This is a genomic window from Paraburkholderia dilworthii, assembly GCF_000472525.1.
GTDB lineage: Bacteria > Pseudomonadota > Gammaproteobacteria > Burkholderiales > Burkholderiaceae > Paraburkholderia > Paraburkholderia dilworthii.
Genome location: NZ_AWZT01000024.1, coordinates 1 through 21,007, shown reverse-complemented (window position 1 = coordinate 21,007; position 21,007 = coordinate 1). Strand labels below are relative to the sequence as shown.

Genomic DNA, 21,007 nt, shown 5'->3' with positions numbered 1-21,007 from the left:
CGCCGCCCCGATCGGCGTCAACTGCCGGTAATCACACGGAAACCTTGATTTCGCTGATGAGGATGGCGCCGTTGCCGCCGTCGGTGTAGTTCGGAATGTCGGCGAGCAGTCGCTCGGATGCCGGCTTGAAGACCTTATAGAAGTCATCCGTGCTATCGAACAGGAAGTGACCTGCCGCCACGTACGGCGGCGGCGTGCCCGGCGGGCCCGCATTGATGCCCACGTCGACGGACCAGCCCTTCAGCGACGAGCCGAACAGCTGCGCCGCGAGCGGCATGTGCGTGGCGCAGTAATAGCCCACGTCGAAGTGGCCGTTTTCCCGGTACGGATAGAGGATGCTGACCTTGATCATTGTGCGTTCTCGTCTGTTGGTCCCGAAGCGAGGCGCCGGCGGATTGCGCGCGGCGCCGGACGTCACATTATCACGGCTTACTTGACGCTTGCACCTGCTGCCGCCTGATTCAGTGAGCGGCTCAACGATTGCTCCACTGCGTCGGCGATGCCGGCGATTGCCTCAGGCGGCGCGGCGCGGCGTTGCGCCAGCGCGACGGCGCGCCGCGACAGCAAGCCGTAGAGCGCAGCGTGATCGCCGCCGAGGCTCTCGAACAGCGCCAACTGCTTCTGCACGACCCCGGTGTCGCCCCGCGATACCGGCCCGGCGAGCGCGTTAGGCAGGCCTTTCTCGCGCGCAGTTTCGATGGTGCCGGCGAGCATCGGCAAAAGCGCGCGCAGCGCTTCGTCCTCGGCGAAACCGAGCGTGCGCCACAGTGCGACGCATTCGGCAAGGCTGCATAGCGCGAAGCTCGCTGCATAGTGCGCGGCGCCGTGGTACAGCATCCGGCTGCCCGGTGGGATCGACAACGGATGGCAGCGCAGCGCGACGGCCAGCGCGGTCAGCGTGTCCTTCAAGGCGCCGTCGGCCTCGATCGTCACGGAGCAGCCGGCGATACGTTCCAGGTCGACGAGCTCGCCGCTGAATAGGTACAGCGGGTGAAAGCCCCCGATCGACGCGCCCTGGTCGCGCGCGGGCACAAGCATTTCGACCGGCGACGCGCCGCTGCAATGCACGAGCGCCTTGCCGTGGGCTGCGTCGGTGCCGAAGCGCAGTGTGTGCGCTGACGTACCGATGCTGTCGTCTGGAACGGCTAAAAAGACAACGTCGGCGCTGTCGACGATTTTCTGAGGATCGTCGAGCGCGACGCATTCGGGAATTTGACTGGCGAGCCGGCTGGCGGAAGCCGGCGTGCGGCTCGCCACTGCCGTCACCGGGTAGCCGGCGCGGGAGAAACCGAGCGCGAGGCATCGCGCGAGCCGGCCTGCGCCGATAAAGCCTAGGCGCGGCAGAGTGGAAGACGGGGGCATGTCAACGTGCTCCGGACGGGGCTTGGACAGGAAAGCAGCAGTATCGCGCATCGGCCGGCGCATGGCGCAACTCACGCGACAGTCGTCAGATGAGTTTGCAGGCGATATGACGCTTGCGGTCGGTCATGGGGCCGCGCTCGCCCCGCAGGCTTAAAAAGTGCTCACAATTTCCGCATGGCCGTTCAGCCGTGGCTGTTTTATGAGTACTCGCTTCGCAATTTCGCTATCGAATTCGGGGAGGTTACGATGAACATTTTTTCTTACCGGAAGCACTTGCGGTTTCTGACGCACGCGCAGCGGCGTCGCTGGTGGGATCAGAAGAAGCGTTTGAGCCCGCGCGTGCGGATCAGCGCCGCGTACGTGCCGCCCAACGTTTCGCGCGAATTTGCATATGTGAAAGTCGGCTGATCGACGCTGTCTTTCGGATGAGAAAATGCCCGGCCTGCGCGCCGGGCATTTTTATTTGGGCTGTTGCTTTGCGCTGTCAGCATTGAAGCTAATTTGTAATTAAAGATTACCGACGCTGCGTTCCTTGAACTCGCAGAGGCCCTATTGCATTGCGTTACGCGCGGCGAACTGGCGCAATCGCCTGATTCTGCAAGAGGTTCGCGCTCCGACGGCAACGCTGTCAGCGGGCCACCTGCGCAAATCCTTTTCGCCTTTTGCAATTTGCAACAAATGCGAACAGCGTTGCGCGGACTTTTTAGATAGATTGATCTCGTAGCATGCAACGCATGCGAAGTCGGCGACCTTCGTGGGCCGCGCCAGGAGAACAAAAGTGAAAAAGATCGTTCCGTTTGTCGTTGCCGCCGCACTCGGCGTGGGGCTTGCCTCCGCCGCGCAGGCGCATGTTTCTGTCGGTATCGGTATCGGGGTACCGGTCGCGCCGGCTTACCCGGTCTATGCCGCGCCGCCGCCGGTGTACTATCCGCCGCCGCCGCCCGTCGTATACGCGCCGCCTGTGGTCTACGCGCCGCCGCCGGTTGTCGTCGGTGGCTATTATGGGTATGGCCGTCCGTATTATCGCCACGGCTACTACCGCGGTGGCTATGGCTATGGCCACGGGTACTATCGGCGCTGACCCTCAGCAGGTAGCTGCGGTAGTTCCTGCACAGATTCGCAGTGTGAACGGCGTAACGCCGGCTTGATCGCCGCGTTACGCCGTTTTCTTTTTGCTGCGTCGTGAGGCCGTGCCGACGTTCCAAAGCGTTGGCGAAGCTGGGAGAATGGCAGTCTTGCCACCGCTCTGGAGAACTACGCCGATGCAGCCGATGCAGCCACTCGCCGCTCCCACTTTCGACGACGTACTCGACGCCGCCGCGCGCCTCGACGGTGTCGCTCACCGCACCTCTGTATTGACCTCGAGCACGTTCAACGAGCGCACCGGTGCGTCTGTGTTCTTCAAATGCGAGAACTTTCAGCGGATGGGCGCCTTCAAGTTTCGCGGCGCCTATAACGCGGTCTCGCATTTCGACGCCGAGCAGCGCAAGGCCGGCGTGCTGACCTACTCGTCCGGCAACCATGCGCAGGCCATCGCGCTGTCGGCGCGCCTCGCCGGCATCCGCGCGACGATCATCATGCCGCACGACGCACCGGCGGCCAAAGTCGCCGCCACCAAGGGCTACGGCGGCGAAGTCATTACCTACGACCGCTACAAGGAAAACCGCGAAGAAATCGGCCGAAGGCTCGCCGAAGAGCGCGGCATGACGCTGATTCCGCCGTACGATCATCCGCATGTGATCGCAGGGCAGGGCACGGCGGTGAAGGAACTGATCGACGAAACGGGGCCGCTCGACATGCTGTTTGTGTGCCTCGGCGGCGGCGGGCTGATTGGCGGCAGCGCGTTGTCGGCGGCGGCGTTGAGTCCTGAGTGCGCCGTCATCGGCATTGAGCCGCAAGCGGGCAATGACGGCCAGCAGTCTCTTGCGCGCGGCGAGATCGTGCATATCGACGCGCCGCGCACCATCGCCGATGGCGCGGCCTCGACACATCTGGGCGACTACACGTTTGCGATCATCCGCAAGCTGGTTGCGCGGATCGAAACCGTCACCGACGAGCAGTTGATCGAGACCATGCGCTTTTTCGCGCAGCGCATGAAGATCGTCGTCGAACCGACCGGTTGCCTCGCGGCGGCGGCCGTGCTGAACGGCGTCATCCCCGTGAAGGGCAAGCGCGTGGGCGTGGTGGTGAGCGGCGGCAACGTCGATCTGCACAAACTCGCGCAGTACCTGGCGTGATCGCTTTCCGGTGCGAAACCGGCTAGACGTGTTCGGAGACGGCCCGCGCCGGTCATGGTGCGGGCCGTTTTTTGTTAGCTCGCCGTTTGCATAATCGGCGAGCGCTGCGCGGTTTGCAGAATCAGATCGCGATAACCGTTCACGATCACGCTGTATGAGAAGTAGGCGAACAGCAGCGCGGACAGCACGTGACACGCGCGCAGCAAGCCAGTGCCTGCGCGCTTGCGGCCGTGACTGCCGAGGCCGCAGATAAACACGGTCCAGCACAAGCCGCCAAGAAAGAAACCGCCGAGAAATACTGGCGCGGTCGTGGGGCTCGTCGCGCCGGCCTTGGCGATCAACGCGCCGCCCACCGCAGCGAACCAGAGAATCGCCGACGGCGACGATACCGCGAGCAACACTCCGCGCAGGAAGCCGCGCCACGCCGAAAGATGCGGCGAACTGGCGTCCGCCTCGCCGGCGACGGACGGCGCCGACGCGGGGAACATCGCTTCACGCGCCATTTTCCAGGTAAGAAACAGCAGGATGGCCGCGCCGCCGATCCACACCACCCAGCGCACCGACTCGAACTGCAACAGCGCAGCCATGCCGGCGAGCGCCAGCGCCGCATAAATCAGATCGCCGACGCATGAGCCAAGGCCGAGCCAGAAGCCCGGTTTGAATCCGTGCGACAGTGCCAGCGAAATCATCGCGACGTTTACGAGGCCGATGTCCAGGCACAACGACAAAGACAGGAAAAACCCGTCCGACATCATCGAAAAGGCATGCATCCGCGCGACTGCTCCATCTGTTTGTTATTGGGTCATGCGCTCGGCGCGCTCACAGGCCCAGTTCGTTCCACACACTGTCGATTCGCTGCTTGACCGCGGCGTCCATCTCGATCGGCCGGCCCCATTCGCGATCGGTTTCGCCCGGCCACTTGTTGGTCGCGTCGAGTCCCATTTTCGAACCGAGTCCCGCGACCGGCGACGCGAAGTCCAGGTAGTCGATCGGCGTACGATCGACGAGCACCGTATCGCGCGTCGGGTCGACGCGCGTGGTAATCGCCCAGATCACTTCTTTCCAGTCGCGGATATTGACGTCTTCGTCGACGACAACGATGAACTTCGTATACATGAACTGCCGCAGGAAGCTCCAGACGCCGAACATCACGCGTTTCGCGTGGCCTGGGTAGCTCTTCTTCATCTGCACGATGGCCATGCGGTAGCTGCAGCCTTCGGGCGGCAGATAGAAGTCGGTGATCTCGGTGAACTGCTTCTGCAGCAGCGGCACGAACACTTCGTTGAGCGCAACTCCGAGCACGGCCGGTTCGTCGGGCGGCTTCCCGGTGTACGTAGAGTGGTAGATCGCGTCGCGGCGCATGGTGATGCGCTCGACCGTGAACACGGGGAACCACTCCTGTTCGTTGTAGTAGCCGGTATGGTCGCCATAAGGGCCTTCGAGCGCATGCTCATAGGCGGCCGAGGCGCCCTTGGCGGGCCGCGGCGGCGCGCCCGCCGGAGCAGGCGAGGGCGTGCCTTGCTGTGGATAGATGAAGCCTTCGAGCACGATTTCGGCGCGCGCGGGCACCTGCAAACCGTCGACGCCCGGCGTAATGCATTTGGCCAACTCCGTCCGCCCGCCGCGCAGCAAGCCGGCGAACTGGTATTCGGAGAGCGTGTCGGGCACCGGCGTCACCGCGCCGAGGATGGTTGCCGGGTCCGCGCCGAGCACGACCGCCACCGGATACGGCTGACCCGGATTCTTCAGCGCGAACTCGCGGAAATCGAGCGCGCCGCCCCGATGCGCGAGCCAGCGCATGATCAGCTTGTTGCGTCCGATCAATTGCTGGCGATAGATGCCGAGGTTTTGTCGGCTCTTGTTCGGCCCTCTCGTGACGGTCAGGCCCCACGTGATCAGCGGGCCGGCGTCGCCCGGCCAGCAGGTCTGGATAGGCAGCTTTTCGAGGTCGACGTCATTGCCTTCCCACACGATTTCCTGGCAGGGCGGCGCGCTCACGGCTCGTGGCGCCATGTCCCACACGGCCTTTGCCAGCGAGAACAGTTTGCCCGCGTCTTTCAGCCCTTTTGGCGGCTCCGGTTCCTTCAACGCCGACAACAACCGGCCGACGTCGCGCAGAGAATCGAGCGCGGCGCCATCGCTTTCCCCGGCCTGGGCGTCGATACCCATGCCGAGCGCCACGCGGCGCGGTGTGCCAAACAGGTTGCCGAGCACCGGGAACGCATGCCGCTCCTGGTTTTCAAACAGCAACGCGGGACCGCCGGCCCGCAATACGCGGTCGCACAGTTCGGTCATTTCCAGGATTGGCGAGACCTTTTGCGGGACACGGCGCAGTTCTCCAATCGTCTCGAGACGGCCGATGAAGTCGCGCAAGTCTTTGTATTTCATCTGATGCAGTTCAGTGCCGCGAGCGGCGAGGGAGGGACGGCGCGACGGCAGGGGCGCCAGAACGATTGTCGATTTTACCTGCGTTGGCCAGCGCACGTAGATCGGCCGAACGGCTTAGGACGAATTGGTATCGCCAAAATGCCGAAAAAGCGCTCGGCGCGGCCTTTTGACGGCTCTCAATCGCGCTCCTTATTACAATTAGTTATACATTTTCCTGTTTATAGTGTTGACGATCTATAAAACCGTGCCCTAGAATCCGTCCACGTTGGTTGCAGGGCGTGAACCTTTTACCACTGCCCCCGGTCCCATTAGACGCAACGCGTCACCGCTTACCGAAGCCCTGCACGGTATTCGTCGGTCTTATCGATGTCCTCGCCAGCGCCAACTGACGCTGGTTTTTCGCGTGGGAGCCACCGCCCGCATGTTTTCGGCATGCCGCGGACCGCTTTTCAGGAAGGCTCCCCACAAACGGTATTTGCCGTTTTCCCGACGTCGCTGCTGCCCTAACCAGACAGAGCGCGCGATGTCTTGACTCTGCGAACGTGTGTTACCGCCTGTTCCTCGGGCGGAGTTCGCGGATCATGCAACATGGGAGATCTGAATGAACGCCTGGTTATCGTGGCGTCCCGACGAACGTATCGCGCAGGTTGTGCGCGGTGCAGTGCGTCGCGGAACGCAATTGAGTCATCACCTGTTCAGCATTGTGGGCGGCATTGCCGTCGTGCTGGCAATCGCGCTGTGGCTGATGCCAACGTGGCGCGGCACCCTTGCGGCCAAGCTGATGCCGGTTCTTTCCGCCGCCGTTCAAGCCGGCCCGGCGCGCCTGCTGCAAGGCAACCCGCTGCCCGCTTTCGGGCCGCCGGGGCGCACGTCGTCGGACGAAACGCTGTCAGCGAACTCGAACCCGAATAGCGCTGATGCAGCAAGCGGCGGCAATAGCGCGAGCGTGGGCGTCACCAATACCAGCTACGACGGCGCGTTCGACGGGTCCGGCTCGGCCGGCATGGGCATCGCGGCGCTCAACGGTCTCGATCCGCGCACCATGCAAAGCGTTTCCGCGTTGGCGCGGCTGATTCCGGCGCAACGGGTGTCCGCCGACGCACGCGACGATCGCGTGCTCGTATCGTCGCGCGAACAGGCTCTCGTTGCGTCGTACCTGGCCCGCCGCTACCGCGTCGCTCAGGAGCCCGTCAGTGAGCTCGTAAAGGCTGCTTTCGACACCGGCCGCGAAGTTGGTCTCGATCCGCTGCTGCTGCTGTCGGTGATGGCGATCGAATCCGGCTTCAACCCGTACGCCGAGAGCGGCGTGGGCGCCCAGGGCCTGATGCAGGTCATGTCGAAGGTCCATTCGGACAAGTTCCAGTATTTCGGCGGCGAAAGCGCGGCGCTCGAACCGCTTGCGAACATCAAGGTCGGTGCGCTGGTTCTGAAGGATTGCATCGCGCGCGGCGGTTCGCTGCCGGGTGGCTTGCGGCTCTACGTGGGCTCGACGTCGCAAGATGACGGCGGCTACGGCGCCAAGGTGATGGCCGAGCGCGCGCGTCTGCGCGACGTGGCGCGCGGCCGTAAGGTGCCGATCAATGCACCGCAGGCTCCGGTTATCACAGCATCGAATAACGCGTCGTCCTCTTCCACGTCGGCTGCTGCTAACAACAGCAACGGCAAGCGAGTGCAGGTCACGCTGGAAGGGAGCCATCCGTTGAGCGCTGCTGCACCGGGCAAGACGCCGGTTTCGGAGCAGGACGATGCGAGCGCGAATGCTCCTAGGCATGTGGCGTCGGCCGCGGAACTGGGCGCCTGAGTCGCTCATATAGCGAAATATTGACGGCCTGACGCGCGAGCGAACGGCACAAAAAAGGACACCTTCGCGGGTGTCCTTTTTTCGTTTCTGGGAGTTGCGTGAGTGACTGCGCGGTTGCAGCGGCTTAGCGGCGAGAATCTCCGTGTGGCTTGCGGGCAAGGCCTTCCCAGCGCACAAGTCGCTCACCAGGCGCTTGCTTGGTGCCCTTTGCTTGTGGTGCCCTTTACTACTACCCTCGGCCGAAAAGCCGCCCCAGGCGTTCCACCGCTTCCTCCAGCTTCGGATACGCCGTTGCATACGACAGCCGGATATATTGCTTCGGCGCGTGCGTGCCGAAATCCATGCCCGGTACGAGGACGACGCCCGCTTCGTGCAGCATCGCTTTCGTGAGGGCAGAACTGTCGCCAGCGGCGGGATGAGCGACGCTCCGGCAGTCGGCGTAGACGTAGAACGCGCCGTCCGGCATGACCGGCACGGTGAACCCCAACGATTCGAGCGCCGGCGCGATAAAGTCGCGGCGGCGTTTGAACTCGAGACGGCGCGCCTCGTACGTGGCGATGGTCTGCGGTTCGAAGCACGCGAGCGCCGCGTGCTGTGCAAGGGCCGACGCGCAGATGAAGAGGTTCTGCGCCAGTTTCTCGAACGCACTTACCATGCCGGGCGGCACGACCAGCCAGCCGAGGCGCCAGCCCGTCATGTTGAAATACTTCGAGAAGCTGTTGACCGTGATCACGTCCTCGCCGTACGACAGCGCCGATACGGGCTTCGCGCCATAGCTCAAGCCTTGATAAATTTCGTCGACGATCGTAAAGCCGCCACGCAAGCGCACCGCTTTGACAATGCGTTCGAGTTCCGCCGGCTCAATCGACGTACCCGTCGGGTTGGACGGCGATGCGAGCAGCACGCCACGCGTGCGCTCGTTCCAGAGCCGCTCGACGTCGGCGGCAGTCAACTGGAATTGCTCGGCAGGGCCGCTTGGCACCATCACGGGCTTGCCTTCGGCCGCAATCACGAAATGGCGGTTGCACGGATAGCACGGGTCGGGCATCAGCACTTCGTCGTCGCGATCCACCAATGCCGCGCACGCCAGCAGCAACGCCGCCGACGCGCCCGCAGTCACGACGATCCGCGCGGGATCAACATTGACGCCGTGGACCTCTGCGTAGTGCGCGGAAATCGCCTCCCGCAGTGCGTGCAGCCCGAGCGCGCTGGTGTATTGCGTGACGCCGCGACGCAGCGCGTTCGCTGCTGCCTCGATGACCGGTTCGGGCGCGGTGAAGTCGGGCTCGCCGATCCCCATGTGAATGATGTCGCGCCCATCGCGCTCGAGGAGCGCAGCCTCTTTCGCCAACTCCATCACGTAAAAAGGCTGGATGGAGTCGACGCGCGCGGCGAGCCGCATAAGAGGTTCGGTCACTGAGTTCATACGGTCAAATCCAGTTCAAAGCAGAAGCGGGACGGCGCCTTGCGCGTTCGTTCATGTGCGCGGCGGCGTCCTTACAAACGATGCGTTCCGTGCGTCCAGTGTTGCTGCTGTACTGCGACGATGCTGCGGCAGCGTTGCGCGAGCCGGCCGCGTGCTCGCGCCTAGCGCTTGCGAGCCGCTTCAGTTTCCGCGACGCGCAGTTTTGCCGCCAACTTGTCGAGTACGCCGTTTACGTACTTGTAGCCGTCGGCGCCGCCAAACGTCTTCGCGAGTTCCACGGCCTCGTTGATCACCACGCGATAAGGTATATCGACGTGATTCTTCAGCTCAAAGGCCGCGACGAGCAGCACCGCGCGTTCGACCGGCGAAAGCTGGTCGATCGGACGGTCCAGACACGGCGCGATATCGGCGGACAGAGCCTCCGAATCGCGGATCACGCCGTGCAGGATAGCGTCGAGATGCTCATGGTCCGCTTTGTCGAAGCCCTGCGCGCCGCGCAGTTGCGCGTCGATCTCACCGCCGGGCGAACCCGACAGCAGCCACTGATAAAGCCCCTGCGTGGCCAGTTCGCGGGAGCGTCGGCGTGCGCTTCTCATGCCTCTTCCTCTTCTTCGTCTTCTTCGTCGTCGCCGCCGAGCTGTTCGAGCGCGACCGCGAGGTTCGCCATTTCGACAGCCACACGCGCCGCGTCACGGCCCTTTTCGGTCATGCGAGCCACCGCTTGCTCGTCGTTCTCGGTGGTGAGCACGGCGTTCGCAACGGGGATGCCGAAGTCGAGGCCGATGCGCGTGATGCCGGCACCGCTTTCGTTCGAGACCAGTTCGAAGTGGTATGTTTCGCCGCGAATGACCGCGCCGAGCGCGATCAGCGCGTCGAACTGCGCGCTTTCTGCGAGCTTTTGCAGCGCCAGCGGGATTTCCAGCGCGCCGGGCACGGTGACGAGCAGCACGTCTTCGCCCGTCACGCCGAGGCGTTCGAGTTCTTCGATGCACGAGTCCGCGAGACCATTGCAGACGGGCTCGTTAAAACGCGCCTGCACGATGCCGATGCGCAGTCCGTCGCCGTCGAGGTTCGGTTGGTATTGTCCGATTTCCATGTGAATTCCGTAGTGTTTTGAGTGAGCGCGAGGCGCGTGAATGATCGGATCAGCCTTGTTGCGGAGCCTGCGCTGTGCTGCCCGGCATGGGTACGAAGCCGGTGACTTCGAGACCGTAACCCGACATGCTGCCCAGCTTGCGCGGGTTCGACAGCACCTGCATTTTGCCGACGCCTAGTTCGCGCAGAATCTGCGCGCCGATGCCATACGTCTTGAAGTCGACGGGCCGCCGTTTGAGCGCGTCTGCTTTTTCCTTCGAATCGAAGGCCTTGAATACGTCGATCAGATGCTCTTTCGAGTCGCCGCAATTGAGCAGCACGATCACGCCCAGTTCGCGTGAGGCGATGTCTTTCATGGCTGCGTCGAGCGTCCACGAATGAGTGGATTCGCCCACTTCGAGCAGGTCCAGCACCGAAAGCGGCTCATGCACGCGCACGGGCGTGTCTTCGTCCGGGTTCGGTGTGCCGCGCACGAGCGCAATGTGCGGCTGGCCGCTCGGCTGGTCCAGATACATGACCGCGCGAAAAGCGCCGTGCGCCGTTTGCATGGTGCGCTCGCAAATGCGCTCGACAATCGATTCCGTGCGGCTGCGATAGTGGATCAGATCCGCAATCGTGCCGACCTTCAGATGATGCTCTTTTGCGAACTCCATCAAGTCAGGCAGGCGTGCCATAGTGCCGTCGTCGTTGATGACTTCGCAGATCACCGCGGCCGGCGTGAGGCCTGCCAGCGCAGTGAAGTCGCAGCCTGCCTCCGTGTGACCGGCGCGCACCAGGACGCCGCCCGGCTGCGCCATGATCGGAAATACGTGGCCCGGCTGCACGATGTGCTCAGCCTTTGCGTCCGGGGCTACCGCTGCGGCGATCGTCCGGGCTCGGTCGGCGGCCGAAATGCCGGTGGTCACGCCCTCTGCGGCCTCGATGCTGACTGTGAACGCGGTTCCGTACTGCGTGCCGTTGCGGTAAGTCATGAGCGGCAGGTTGAGCAGCTTGCAGCGTTCCTGCGTGAGCGTCAGACAGATCAGGCCGCGGCCGTAGCGTGCCATGAAATTGATCGCTTCCGGCGTGACGAATTCGGCGGCGAGCACAAGGTCGCCCTCGTTTTCGCGATCTTCTTCGTCGACGAGGATCACCATCCGGCCGGCTTTGAGTTCGGCGATGATCTCTGGAGTAGAGGCGAGCGTCATGTTGGCGAGTTTTTCGGGAAAGCGCGTATTTTACGCCACGCGCGGTCCCAAGTCGCCTCCGCCGGATGGCATATGCCGTTTGGCCGACTGGCGATGCGCCATCCGTCGTTGCTATGCTCGGCAAAACGATAGACGCATGAACTGGCCGCAAGGGGCAAGGCGCCGCTGTGAGCGTATGCGTGGCCGACCGGCGCCGGTTGATGTCGTGGCCGTCGCAGGCGTTTTTGTCGAGTCTATTGCTGGCGTTTTGCTGGCGTTGTGGCTGGCTACTTCGGCGCGTTGAGCATGCGCTCAACGTAGCGCGCAATCAGATCGATTTCCAGATTTACCGGCGTGCCTTCGCGCAGATGCTTGAGCGCAGTCACTTCCACCGTGTGCGGAATCAGGTTGATTGAGAACTCGCAGCCGTCGTCGCGATCTTTAACCGAGTTGACGGTCAGACTCACGCCGTTGACAGTGATAGAGCCCTTGTACGCCAGATAGCGGCCGATCTCGCGCGGCGCCAGCACGCGCAGTTCGTGCGATTCGCCGACCGGTGCGAAATGGGTGATTTGGCCTAAGCCGTCCACATGACCGGAGACGATATGGCCGCCCAGCCGGTCGTGCGCGCGCAGCGCCTTTTCCAGATTGACTTCGCCCACTTCGCCGAGGCCCGCCGTGCAGTTCAGGCTTTCGCGCGACACGTCGACTTCGAAAGAATGGTCGGTTTTCGCGACCACGGTCATGCAAGCGCCTTGAACGGTGATGCTGTCGCCGAGCTGCACGTCGGCGAGATCGAGGCCGCCGGCTTCCACGGTCAGGCGCACGCCCGCGTCGCCGTTCGTGCCCAGAAGCTTGACTGACTCGATGCGGCCCACTGCCGCGACGATTCCTGTGAACATCGTACTAGTCCTTGATCAAAACTAAACGGGTTGGGCGGTGACGTCGGTCCCGGCTGCGGTTACGCCCGCCGGCACCAGGCGGGCGAGAATCCGCAGATCTTCGCCGATCCGCTCGACGTTATGGAAAGCGAGCTTGACGCGTCCCTCCAGTGTTTCGGGCGCGGTCAGGTTAAACATGCTCATCGAGTCGATGCCGAGCAGGCTCGGCGCGAGATAAACGAGCAGTTCGTCCACGCAGCCTTCGCGCAGCAGTGAGCCGTTCAGCTTGTAGCCGGCCTCCACATGAAGTTCGTTCACCTGGCGCTCGCCAAGCACCTTCAGCATCGCGGGAAGATCCACCTTGCCGGCCGCGTTGGCCAGTTGCACGATCTCAGCGCCGCGCTCGCGCAGTGCCTGCGCGCGGTCGCTATGTCGTTGATCGAGATTGCCGCAAAAGATCAGTGTGGGTGCACCGGCCAGAATTTGCGCGCGCGGCGAGACATCCAGCTGACTGTCGATCAACACGCGTTGCGGCTGGCGCGGTGTGTCGACGGCGCGCACCGTCATGCGCGGATCGTCTTCCTTGACGGTGCCGATGCCGGTCAGAATCGCCGATGCACGCGCACGCCACGCATGACCGTCCGCACGCGCCGCCTCGCCGGTAATCCACTGGCTGATGCCGGAGGGCAAGCCGGTGCGACCATCCAGCGAGGCTGCCACTTTCATGCGCACCCAGGGCCGGCCGCGTGTCATGCGCGACACGAAGCCGATGTTCAGTTCATGCGCCTCGTTCGCGAGCAGCCCGCAGCGCACTTCGATGCCGGCGTCGCGCAGCACCGCGAGGCCGCGTCCGGACACTTGCGGGTTCGGGTCTTCCATCGCGGCGACCACGCGCGCGACCTGTGCTTCGATCAGCGCGTTAGCGCACGGCGGCGTGCGGCCGAAGTGGCTGCACGGTTCGAGCGTCACGTAAGCGGTGGCGCCGCGCAGATCGTGACCGCGCGAGCGCGCGTCTTTCATCGCGCGGATTTCCGCATGGTCCTGGCCGGCCGGTTGCGTAAAACCTTCACCGATCACTTCGCCGTTTTTGACGAGCACGCAACCCACGCGCGGATTCGGGTCGGTCGTGTACATGCCGCGCTTGGCCAACGCAAGCGCGCGTTCCATATGGACGAAGTCGGTTTGCGAAAACATCGGTGTCTGGTTAAGTGCGGTGGCAGGGCGACGGCTGTTCCAGGTGTGCGCGCTCAGGCGGCGAGCGACGCGAACGCACCGCGCGCCGCTTCGATCGTGGCGTCGACGATGGCGTCGTCGTGAGCAATCGAAACGAAGCCGGCCTCATACGCCGACGGCGCGAAATAGACGCCTGCGTCGAGCATCTTGTGGAAGAACGCGTTAAAGCGCGGCACGTCGCTCTTCGTGACTTCGGCGAAGCTCGTCGGAACCGATCCGGTGAAGTACAGGCCGAACATGCCGCCGAGCGAGTCGGCCGAGAACGGCACATTCGCTTCGAGAGCGACCTGGGCGAGTCCTTGCGCGAGGCGTTTCGTGCGCGCGGCGAGCGTGTCGTAGAAGCCCGGCGTCTGAATGAGTTGCAGCGTCTTCAGGCCCGCGGCCACCGCAATCGGGTTGCCCGACAACGTTCCCGCCTGGTAGACGCCGCCAAGCGGCGCGAGGTGAGCCATGATGTCGCGCCGTCCGCCGAAGGCCGCTGCCGGCATGCCGCCGCCGATCACTTTGCCAAGACACGTCAGATCCGGCGCGATGCCGTAGACCTCTTGCGCACCGCCCAGCGCGACGCGAAAGCCGCACATCACTTCGTCGAAGATCAGCACGGAACCATATTCGGTGCATAGGCGCCGCAGCGCTTGCAAGAAGTCGGGCGTGGCGCGCGCGAGATTCATGTTGCCCGCAACCGGCTCGACGATCACCGAGGCGATTTCGTTGCCGAAGGCCTTGAACGCCTCCTCGAGCGCGGCGACGTTGTTGTATTCCAGAACCGTGGTGTGCTTCGCGATGTCGACCGGCACGCCCGCCGAGGTCGGATTGCCGAATGTCAGCAAGCCCGAGCCGGCTTTGACGAGCAGGCTGTCTGCATGGCCGTGATAGCAGCCTTCAAACTTGACGATGCGGCTGCGGTTCGTAAAGCCGCGTGCAAGGCGCAGCGCGCTCATGGTCGCTTCCGTGCCGCTCGACACCATCCGCACCTGTTCGATCGACGGCACGAGCTTACAGATTTCCTCGGCGATTTCGATTTCCGATTCGGTGGGCGCGCCGAACGAGAAGCCGTTGGCCAGCACGCGTTGCACTGCTTCGAGCACCTCCGGATGTACATGGCCGAGGATCATCGGTCCCCAGGAGCCGATGTAGTCGATGTAGCGCTGACCGTCGGCGTCCCAGAAATAAGCGCCTTGCGCACGTTCGATGAAGCGCGGCGTGCCGCCGACCGAGCGGAATGCGCGGACCGGCGAATTCACGCCGCCGGGAATGGTGCGCTGCGCGCGGTCGAAGAGGGTTTGATTGTTGGACATGGCTATGACTGAAATTGGGTTGCGCAGCGGCGCGCCTCGTCTACGGGCGGTTCGCGCGGCGCTGGGATAGTGGGGAAATTGTACCGGAGTCGGTGTGAAGAGGTTTTGCGGATGGGCGTGGCATTCGAGCGCTCTATCAGTGCTCGGGCGGGCGCTTCCTCACAGACTTCTTTACAGACGTCTTGCCAGGCGCTGTGCTGGCGGACGTTGCGTTTGCATGCGCCGTCGCTTTGGTAGAGCGCGTCGGGCCTGCCGGCGCGTCCAGCTTGGGTGGCTTGCGTTTGCCCGTGAGTTCAGCCCAGCGCTTTTCGAGCGCACCTTCCGCAATCGGTTTGATCACGGTGCCTGAACTCTGCGCGTCCCAGGTCTGCACCGAAAATGGATGCACGCGCAACGTGTCGCGGGGGATCACCACGCTCTCATGTGCATCGGCGAGCCAGTCGTACACGAAGTCGATGCATAGGCGGTAGCCGCGCTTTGTCGCTGGATCCGGGACCTCATAGGGCGCGCGCGTCACATAGCCTGAGCCGAAGATGCCTTTCGGCTCACTGGCGACGCGATGCAAAAACACGCGGTCGCCGGGCAGAATACTGCGTGCGAATCCGCAGCCCCAAACGTCGGCTACCGCGACGCCCGTCGCAACGCGTTTTGCGACGTCGGGCAACTCGGGCCACGGCCATTTCTTGGGGCTCCAGATCAGCAGGAAGGCAGTCATCGCAGCGTTGCACGGAAGATGTGAGGAAGGCGCGCCATCCGCGTTTTTCAGCGACGCCGAATGGTCCGAACGGTTCACGCGGCAGCTTAACCGATCAGCGACGCGCTTGCCGAAGCCTGGTCCGGTCTCATGCGACCGTTCCTGCTCGCTCGACGGGGCGGATGCTTTAAGCGTCGCGTACAATCGATGCGGTCAACTGCTGTTTTTCGTATCACCGCGCGCCGCTTCCCCGAGAGCGCGCGCTTCACCTGGATTCCCATGTCTCATGTCACCGGACGCCGGCCAGATGGTCGGCTGATTCTGTTGCTCGGTGCGCTTGCCGCATGCGGGCCGATTTCGATCGACATGTACCTGCCGAGCTTGCCCACCATCGCGCAGGCGTTTGCGATCGGAACCGGCGCCGCTCAAACCACGCTTACCAGTTTCATGTTCGGCTTCTCGATCGGCATGCTGCTCTATGGACCGCTGTCGGATACCTATGGCCGCCGGCCCGTGTTGCTGGGCGGCATCATCATGTATGCGCTCGCGAGCATTGTCTGCGCGCTGTCGCTTACGATCGGCGCGCTCGTCACGTTCCGCTTCGTGCAGGCGCTGGGGGCAGGCGCGGCATCCGTGCTCGCTCGCGCCATTGCGCGCGACGCCTACGGTCCGACCGACGCTGCACGCGTGCTGTCGATGCTTGCCATCGTCACGTCGATTGGGCCATTGCTCGCGCCGCTGATCGGCGGACAGTTGCTGCTGCTTGGCGGCTGGCGCGTCGTCTTTATTGCGTTGACGCTGTTCGGCACTGTGTGCGCGATAACCGCGTTTCTCAAGGTGCCGGAAACCTGGCCGCGCGAAAAGCGTGCGCACTCGGCGCTGCTCAAATCTTTCGCTGCATACGGGAGATTGTTGCGCGATCCAGTGGCCTGGGGACATATGCTGTGCGGCGGCATGGCATTCGCGTCGATGTTCGCGTACATCACCGCGACGCCGTTCGTCTACATCGAGTACTTCCATGTGTCGGCGCAGAATTACGGTTTTCTGTTCGCGCTGAACATCGTCGGCATCATGCTTGGCAACTTCATGAATACGCGGCTTGTCGGCCGGCTTGGGTCCTTGCCGATCATTTCGTTCGCGGCGACCGTGAGCTGCGTTGCGTCGCTATTCGTGTGCCTTGTCTCGTTGACCGGTTGGGGCGGGCTGTGGTCGATCGTAGCCGGCTTGTTCTTTGTGGTCGGCGTGGTGGGTCTGCTGTCCGCCAATTGCACGACCGATCTGATGCATCGCTATCCGATGAATGCGGGCGCGGCCGCTGCCGTGTTCGGCGCGGTGCAACTGGCGCTGGGCGCGTTGTCGAGTCTCGCGGTCGGATTGTGGCAGGACGGCTCGCCGAAGGGCATGGGCGTTGTGGTGGGCGTCGCGGGAACGCTCTGCTACGTCGGGCGAATTCTAGTCGTCAGATGGCATGGAACGAAGGCACCCGTCGCTGTGGTTTGAGGGCGGCAGTTCCTATTTGCGCGGGGAAGATGACCACTCTGGTCAAACGGTGGTGGACAGCCATTAACCGCCAGCATCCAATCGCAGGGCGTCCAACGGCTTGAGTTATTATCGCGGGTATTTTCCGGTAAGGTTCCTTACCAAATGACCCGACCGCGGCGTATCTGCGGGCGTAAAACAAAAAATTCCGCTTATCGTCGGCAGCGCTTCCAGAGCGAGCGCGGCGAGTAGCGCAGAAAAAAATCATGGCACAACTGGCAATCCCGATTACGATGCTTTCGATCTGGCCAATGGTGGCAATGATCGTCGTATGCGTTGTAGCGCTTTCTCCCCGGAAGTTATTTGCCTTCCTTGATTCCGCTCCTACTGTTCATGCGCACCGCTTGGAAAGCATTGACGGCCTGCGTGGATTTCTTTCAGTCGCTGTACTGTTTCATCACTTCTTGATGCACGGGTACGGCGCAAAGCATGGCGCACCGCTTACCGACCACTTCTACATGTACATTGGTCCATCAGGTGTTTCCATGTTTTTTATGATCACCGGGTACCTGTTCTGGAAGCGACTTCTTCTCAAGGGTGAATCGATTGATTGGCTCGAGTTGTATGTGAACCGAGCCTTCAGGATCTATCCGCTGTACCTCGTCTTAATCGTCGCCTATTTCTGCATTGCCTGGTCAAGGGTCGTTCCCAACTCACCGCTTTCTATAACCCAGCTCTGTGGAGAGCTAGCGCAGTGGTTTTCTTTTGGCTTGTTTGGAAAGCCACAGCCACTGTTCGGCCTTGAGGGCGCCACGGCAGCAGTCGGGCCAACCTGGAGCTTGCGATATGAATGGCTGTTTTACATTTCCCTCCCTCTACTAGCTGTTTTCGCCAGGAACAAACAGGCAGCCGCTATTACGGCGTCCGCATTGTTTCTTTTGCAAACGCTCAATGGGTTCATTGCGGAGCCGTACAGGTCGTTTCTCGCGCAGTTTTTGTGCGGAATGTTGACCGCTTCTATCCTGCGTGCGTTCCCGGCCATGCGAGGTGATGGGTTCCTCAAGTCAAGCTTCGCCGTGGTTTCGCTGGTAGGTGCCATAGTGCTTACCGATACGCCGTATTCGCCCAGCGGAACGTTGTTTCTCGGTGCTTCATTTTTCTTGATTGCCTCTGGCGCTTCGCTGTTTGGCTTGTTGAAAAGTCGCGGCGTAAAACGTCTTGGAAACATCAGCTACAGCGTCTACCTACTGCACAGTGCGGTCCTTACGATTTTGATGACCCGAATCGGCATTCTCACCTTCGCACTGTCGAGTGATGGCCATTTTTGGCTCACAGCCGGTCTGATGTTTTCATGCACCGTCCTGATTTCAGTGGTTACCTTTGCAGTAATAGAGCGCGGCGGCATAGCGATAGGTCGTCGCTTCACGGGTCGCCGGTTGAGTCGGCGCGAAGGGGACGACGCAGGGGCACAACAACTGGAAGTAATGCCGCTTACTGAGGCTCGCTTGGCCAAACCAGCGAACACACAGTCAAATCTGCTCTACTAACGGCGACTCGATATTCCTCCCATTGCTTGAGAGGGGACAGTTCGGCGTCAGTCGATCGGAAAGCAGTGAGACCCGTTGCGCAGGCGCGAGACAGGATGGATGTCGAAGGATTTTGGAACGCGACGCCGACAAGCTTACGACGTAGCCTGGCAAGTGCGTCTATCGGCAATGCCGGGCGTGACGTGAATTTCCCGGTAATGACTGGATGTTCGCTTTGGCGTCCAGGGTGGGTACAAACTGGCGGTGCGACCGTGCATTGTGTTTTGTTATCAACGAATCGGTTATGCGGCGCAAGCACCGGATTCGTGCGATCGACACGTTAGTCATGTGTGATTTTTTACCGCCCAGATGCGAGGTGCGCAGCATATGCAGGTTTGCAATCTCTGCAGCGTGGAGGTTTGGCGGTTCTTTGGCGGGTAGAAACGAAAACGGGCCGAGAGGCCCGTGTTCATTGAGGTATTGGCGGAGGCGGTGAGATTCGAACTCACGGAAGGATTGCTCCTTCGCCGGTTTTCAAGACCGGTGCCTTAAACCGCTCGGCCACACCTCCAAGCCCGCGATTGTATCTTATTCCCCCAAAGAACCAAACCGAGAGTGGCCCAGTCCATTGGTTGCACACGGAAGTGACAATGATAGGAACGTCTCCTGCGGGCATCCGCGCGGTAATTCCGCACTCGATGGCAAAAAGCTCCGTTCATCGGGCATGCGTGCGTCGGGTGATTTACGACGAACTCGCCGCGTTCGAAAGCCTTTCTAGTGGCGTGGTTGAAATCGAGGGGCAACTCTCCGACGAGGCGAGGACATGGGTCCACAGACTTGCTTGTAATGTTCATACGTTGGATTGCCCGAAAGGGTATCCCACGGAGATGAAAGAGCCGGTGGAATTCGATTACTACGCCACGGCTGACCGTCTCGAGCAGCGAGTGGATGTGGTTCGCGATATCCCATTGAAGGCGTCAATTGCGTTGGCACGTTGGGCGGAGTATGCGCACGTAGCATTGGCCACCCTCGACTCACTTGGAGTGGTGGGCGCCGTTGTGCGGCCAGCTTGTAGCGCGTTCCGCCGGTCCTACGCGTCGCGACGTATCGACATTGTGGTTCCGTGTCCGGCAACGGAGCTCGAAGCATTGCAAGCACAACTGCGCGCTGCACATCCTCGAGCAAATGAGATTCAGCCGTTGATTCGACTGCTCGCGAAAGACTTCATGCATGACGTTCGCGCCGCGCTCCTTGAGCGACCACAGATGAAGGCCGTAATCGAAAACATTGAAGTTCCGCCGGTAATTGAAAGGATGGCATCGACGCCGAACTGATACCCGCTTCATCGTCAAGGCAACTTCACGAGATCGAGCAGCGCTTAGAAAAACGTATTGATGGCAACCGTGCTGCCCATCGCAGGCCAGCATCGACGAACGGAGTTAAGCCTCGTGCGAGGTAATGTAAATGGGAACTGACGTCGAGTTGATTGATTGGCGAATCTTGCGGACAAGCGCGGGCACCTGCCACTTCGTTGGTTGCCGGACGACTCACGGACGAGGGCGTGTCAGTTCTGCTATCAAGACATTCGACCGGGAATTGCGACGGGGCTTGACGCGCTCAGGAAACGTTTATCGCCTCGAAGGCCGTAGCGCTCAATCACCGGTAACGTCGGTCATCCTCGATGCACTTCACTTGCGCTACGCCTTTTGGAAACGGCTTTCGCAGTACTGCACTTTTCGCAAAAGGTGCAGTACGCCTAGGAGGTGGCAGACTCGAACGTGCATCGATTCGTCGCAGACTCTGCGTGAGGAGAGCGGCTACCCAACCGCGTATGGGTATTCAAAACTCCGAAAGGCATGAAGGGTTCAGTACAACTGCTAGGCTCGCTGCTCATCAGTGACGCGCCAAAGGTCGCGGTGAACACCGAGTATCCCAACCTGATTTACTACGACCCGTTTTCACCGCAGTCGGTGATGTTCACCGACTCAGACACGCGAGGGCGAATCGAGGGCGTAACCCGCCTCCTTCAGAATCGTCTCCTCCACGCATTCAAATCGAACTTTCAGGGTGACGCTGGTCTGCAACCGTTGGAGTCAAACGTCGTCCGCGAGCTGGAAGCAATATCGGCTGATTGGGGCAAGGTGCAGCTTCTCGAGCGAGTAAAAGACGGGGAGAAGGTCCAGCCAATCAATCCATTTGCTCGGCAAACTCGCAGAACGTGAGCTTTACTAGATGCAAAATTGATAAACCTTAAGGAGCAATCAGCGCTTTTTCTGCCCCGCCCTGCGTCCAGCGCCGGGTAACTTTCGGCCACGACGACAAGGCTGCGGAAGAAGTAAAAATGCCAGGTGCGACCTGGTCAACACCACCCTAGGGCCAAGACGCTTGCCCTAGCTTGGGGCCGCAGCGGGCCGAAAAAAG

The 21,007-nt window shown here is 61.9% G+C and carries 21 protein-coding genes and 1 tRNA gene; 8 read left to right on the top strand and 14 right to left on the bottom strand.

Annotated elements, in window-relative coordinates; genetic code table 11:
- Window positions 1–31 precede the first annotated feature (31 nt).
- Together F759_RS0120390 and F759_RS0120385 are read right to left on the bottom strand one after the other, a co-directional pair.
- Window positions 32–352 carry an EthD family reductase gene (locus tag F759_RS0120390; protein WP_027801507.1) on the bottom strand — a complete coding sequence of 107 codons (321 nt, stop codon included), beginning with the start codon at window positions 350–352 and terminating at the stop codon, window positions 32–34.
- A 77-nt stretch (window positions 353–429) separates the two neighbouring features.
- Entirely contained in the window at window positions 430–1,362 is a 933-nt protein-coding gene (locus F759_RS0120385; RefSeq protein ID WP_027801506.1) for a Rossmann-like and DUF2520 domain-containing protein, read from the bottom strand.
- A 246-nt stretch (window positions 1,363–1,608) separates the two neighbouring features.
- On the opposite strand from F759_RS0120385, the gene F759_RS43370 reads away from it, so the two are divergent.
- The 3 genes from F759_RS43370 to F759_RS0120370 all read left to right on the top strand — a co-directional run bounded on the left by F759_RS43370 (window position 1,609) and on the right by F759_RS0120370 (window position 3,599).
- Entirely contained in the window at window positions 1,609–1,770 is a 162-nt protein-coding gene (locus tag F759_RS43370; protein WP_164701921.1) for a hypothetical protein, read from the top strand.
- Window positions 1,771–2,140: 370 nt separating this feature from the next.
- The gene (locus tag F759_RS0120375) at window positions 2,141–2,443 is read left to right on the top strand and encodes a hypothetical protein (RefSeq protein WP_027801505.1); all 303 of its coding nucleotides are present in this window, start codon (window positions 2,141–2,143) and stop codon (window positions 2,441–2,443) included.
- Between the two features lie 190 nt (window positions 2,444–2,633).
- A complete protein-coding gene (locus F759_RS0120370; RefSeq protein WP_027801504.1) occupies window positions 2,634–3,599 on the top strand; it encodes a threo-3-hydroxy-L-aspartate ammonia-lyase in 966 nt (321 codons plus the stop codon).
- A gap of 74 nt (window positions 3,600–3,673) precedes the next feature.
- On the opposite strand, the gene F759_RS0120365 is transcribed toward F759_RS0120370, so the two are convergent.
- Together F759_RS0120365 and F759_RS0120360 are read right to left on the bottom strand one after the other, a co-directional pair.
- The gene (locus F759_RS0120365) at window positions 3,674–4,369 is read right to left on the bottom strand and encodes a LysE family translocator (RefSeq protein ID WP_027801503.1); all 696 of its coding nucleotides are present in this window, start codon (window positions 4,367–4,369) and stop codon (window positions 3,674–3,676) included.
- Window positions 4,370–4,418: 49 nt separating this feature from the next.
- Entirely contained in the window at window positions 4,419–5,987 is a 1,569-nt protein-coding gene (locus F759_RS0120360) for a UbiD family decarboxylase (protein WP_027801502.1), read from the bottom strand.
- Between the two features lie 601 nt (window positions 5,988–6,588).
- On the opposite strand from F759_RS0120360, the gene F759_RS0120355 reads away from it, so the two are divergent.
- Window positions 6,589–7,788 carry a lytic transglycosylase domain-containing protein gene (locus tag F759_RS0120355; RefSeq protein ID WP_027801501.1) on the top strand — a complete coding sequence of 400 codons (1,200 nt, stop codon included), beginning with the start codon at window positions 6,589–6,591 and terminating at the stop codon, window positions 7,786–7,788.
- A 229-nt stretch (window positions 7,789–8,017) separates the two neighbouring features.
- Here the strand turns inward: F759_RS0120355 and F759_RS0120350 are convergent, their stop codons facing one another.
- The 8 genes from F759_RS0120350 to F759_RS0120315 all read right to left on the bottom strand — a co-directional run bounded on the left by F759_RS0120350 (window position 8,018) and on the right by F759_RS0120315 (window position 15,602).
- Complete coding sequence (locus F759_RS0120350) at window positions 8,018–9,214, bottom strand: pyridoxal phosphate-dependent aminotransferase (RefSeq protein ID WP_027801500.1); 1,197 nt, start codon at window positions 9,212–9,214, stop codon at window positions 8,018–8,020.
- Window positions 9,215–9,375: 161 nt separating this feature from the next.
- Window positions 9,376–9,810: a transcription antitermination factor NusB gene (gene nusB / locus F759_RS0120345; RefSeq protein ID WP_027801499.1), complete on the bottom strand. Its 435-nt coding sequence runs from the start codon at window positions 9,808–9,810 to the stop codon at window positions 9,376–9,378.
- On the bottom strand, window positions 9,807–10,310 hold the full coding sequence (ribH, locus tag F759_RS0120340; RefSeq protein ID WP_027801498.1) for a 6,7-dimethyl-8-ribityllumazine synthase: 504 nt from the start codon (window positions 10,308–10,310) through the stop codon (window positions 9,807–9,809). The genes nusB and ribH overlap by 4 nt, the downstream gene beginning before the upstream one ends.
- 49 nt (window positions 10,311–10,359) lie before the next feature.
- Window positions 10,360–11,496 (bottom strand): bifunctional 3,4-dihydroxy-2-butanone-4-phosphate synthase/GTP cyclohydrolase II, encoded by a 1,137-nt coding sequence (ribBA, locus tag F759_RS0120335; RefSeq protein WP_027801497.1) that lies wholly within the window; start codon window positions 11,494–11,496, stop codon window positions 10,360–10,362.
- Window positions 11,497–11,762: 266 nt separating this feature from the next.
- On the bottom strand, window positions 11,763–12,377 hold the full coding sequence (locus tag F759_RS0120330) for a riboflavin synthase (protein WP_027801496.1): 615 nt from the start codon (window positions 12,375–12,377) through the stop codon (window positions 11,763–11,765).
- A 21-nt stretch (window positions 12,378–12,398) separates the two neighbouring features.
- On the bottom strand, window positions 12,399–13,550 hold the full coding sequence (gene ribD, locus F759_RS0120325; protein WP_027801495.1) for a bifunctional diaminohydroxyphosphoribosylaminopyrimidine deaminase/5-amino-6-(5-phosphoribosylamino)uracil reductase RibD: 1,152 nt from the start codon (window positions 13,548–13,550) through the stop codon (window positions 12,399–12,401).
- A gap of 53 nt (window positions 13,551–13,603) precedes the next feature.
- A complete protein-coding gene (hemL, locus tag F759_RS0120320; protein WP_027801494.1) occupies window positions 13,604–14,887 on the bottom strand; it encodes a glutamate-1-semialdehyde 2,1-aminomutase in 1,284 nt (427 codons plus the stop codon).
- A 136-nt stretch (window positions 14,888–15,023) separates the two neighbouring features.
- The gene (locus F759_RS0120315) at window positions 15,024–15,602 is read right to left on the bottom strand and encodes a hypothetical protein (protein ID WP_027801493.1); all 579 of its coding nucleotides are present in this window, start codon (window positions 15,600–15,602) and stop codon (window positions 15,024–15,026) included.
- Between the two features lie 258 nt (window positions 15,603–15,860).
- Here F759_RS0120315 and F759_RS0120310 point away from each other — a divergent pair, with 258 nt between their 5' ends.
- Both F759_RS0120310 and F759_RS0120305 read left to right on the top strand, forming a co-directional pair.
- Entirely contained in the window at window positions 15,861–17,081 is a 1,221-nt protein-coding gene (locus F759_RS0120310; protein ID WP_027801492.1) for a Bcr/CflA family multidrug efflux MFS transporter, read from the top strand.
- A gap of 245 nt (window positions 17,082–17,326) precedes the next feature.
- On the top strand, window positions 17,327–18,607 hold the full coding sequence (locus F759_RS0120305) for an acyltransferase family protein (protein WP_027801491.1): 1,281 nt from the start codon (window positions 17,327–17,329) through the stop codon (window positions 18,605–18,607).
- Here F759_RS0120305 and F759_RS45170 read toward each other — a convergent pair.
- Entirely contained in the window at window positions 18,552–18,905 is a 354-nt protein-coding gene (locus F759_RS45170) for a tail fiber assembly protein (protein WP_084534300.1), read from the bottom strand. The two genes, F759_RS0120305 and F759_RS45170, sit on opposite strands and share 56 nt — an antisense overlap.
- Window positions 18,906–19,067: 162 nt before the next feature.
- A tRNA-Ser gene (locus F759_RS0120300) sits at window positions 19,068–19,157 on the bottom strand.
- 166 nt (window positions 19,158–19,323) lie between these two features.
- On the opposite strand from F759_RS0120300, the gene F759_RS0120295 reads away from it, so the two are divergent.
- Both F759_RS0120295 and F759_RS38090 read left to right on the top strand, forming a co-directional pair.
- Complete coding sequence (locus tag F759_RS0120295) at window positions 19,324–19,920, top strand: hypothetical protein (protein ID WP_152530677.1); 597 nt, start codon at window positions 19,324–19,326, stop codon at window positions 19,918–19,920.
- A gap of 522 nt (window positions 19,921–20,442) precedes the next feature.
- Window positions 20,443–20,808, top strand: coding sequence for a hypothetical protein (locus F759_RS38090; RefSeq protein ID WP_209440502.1), 366 nt, complete (start codon window positions 20,443–20,445; stop codon window positions 20,806–20,808).
- Window positions 20,809–21,007 lie beyond the last annotated feature (199 nt).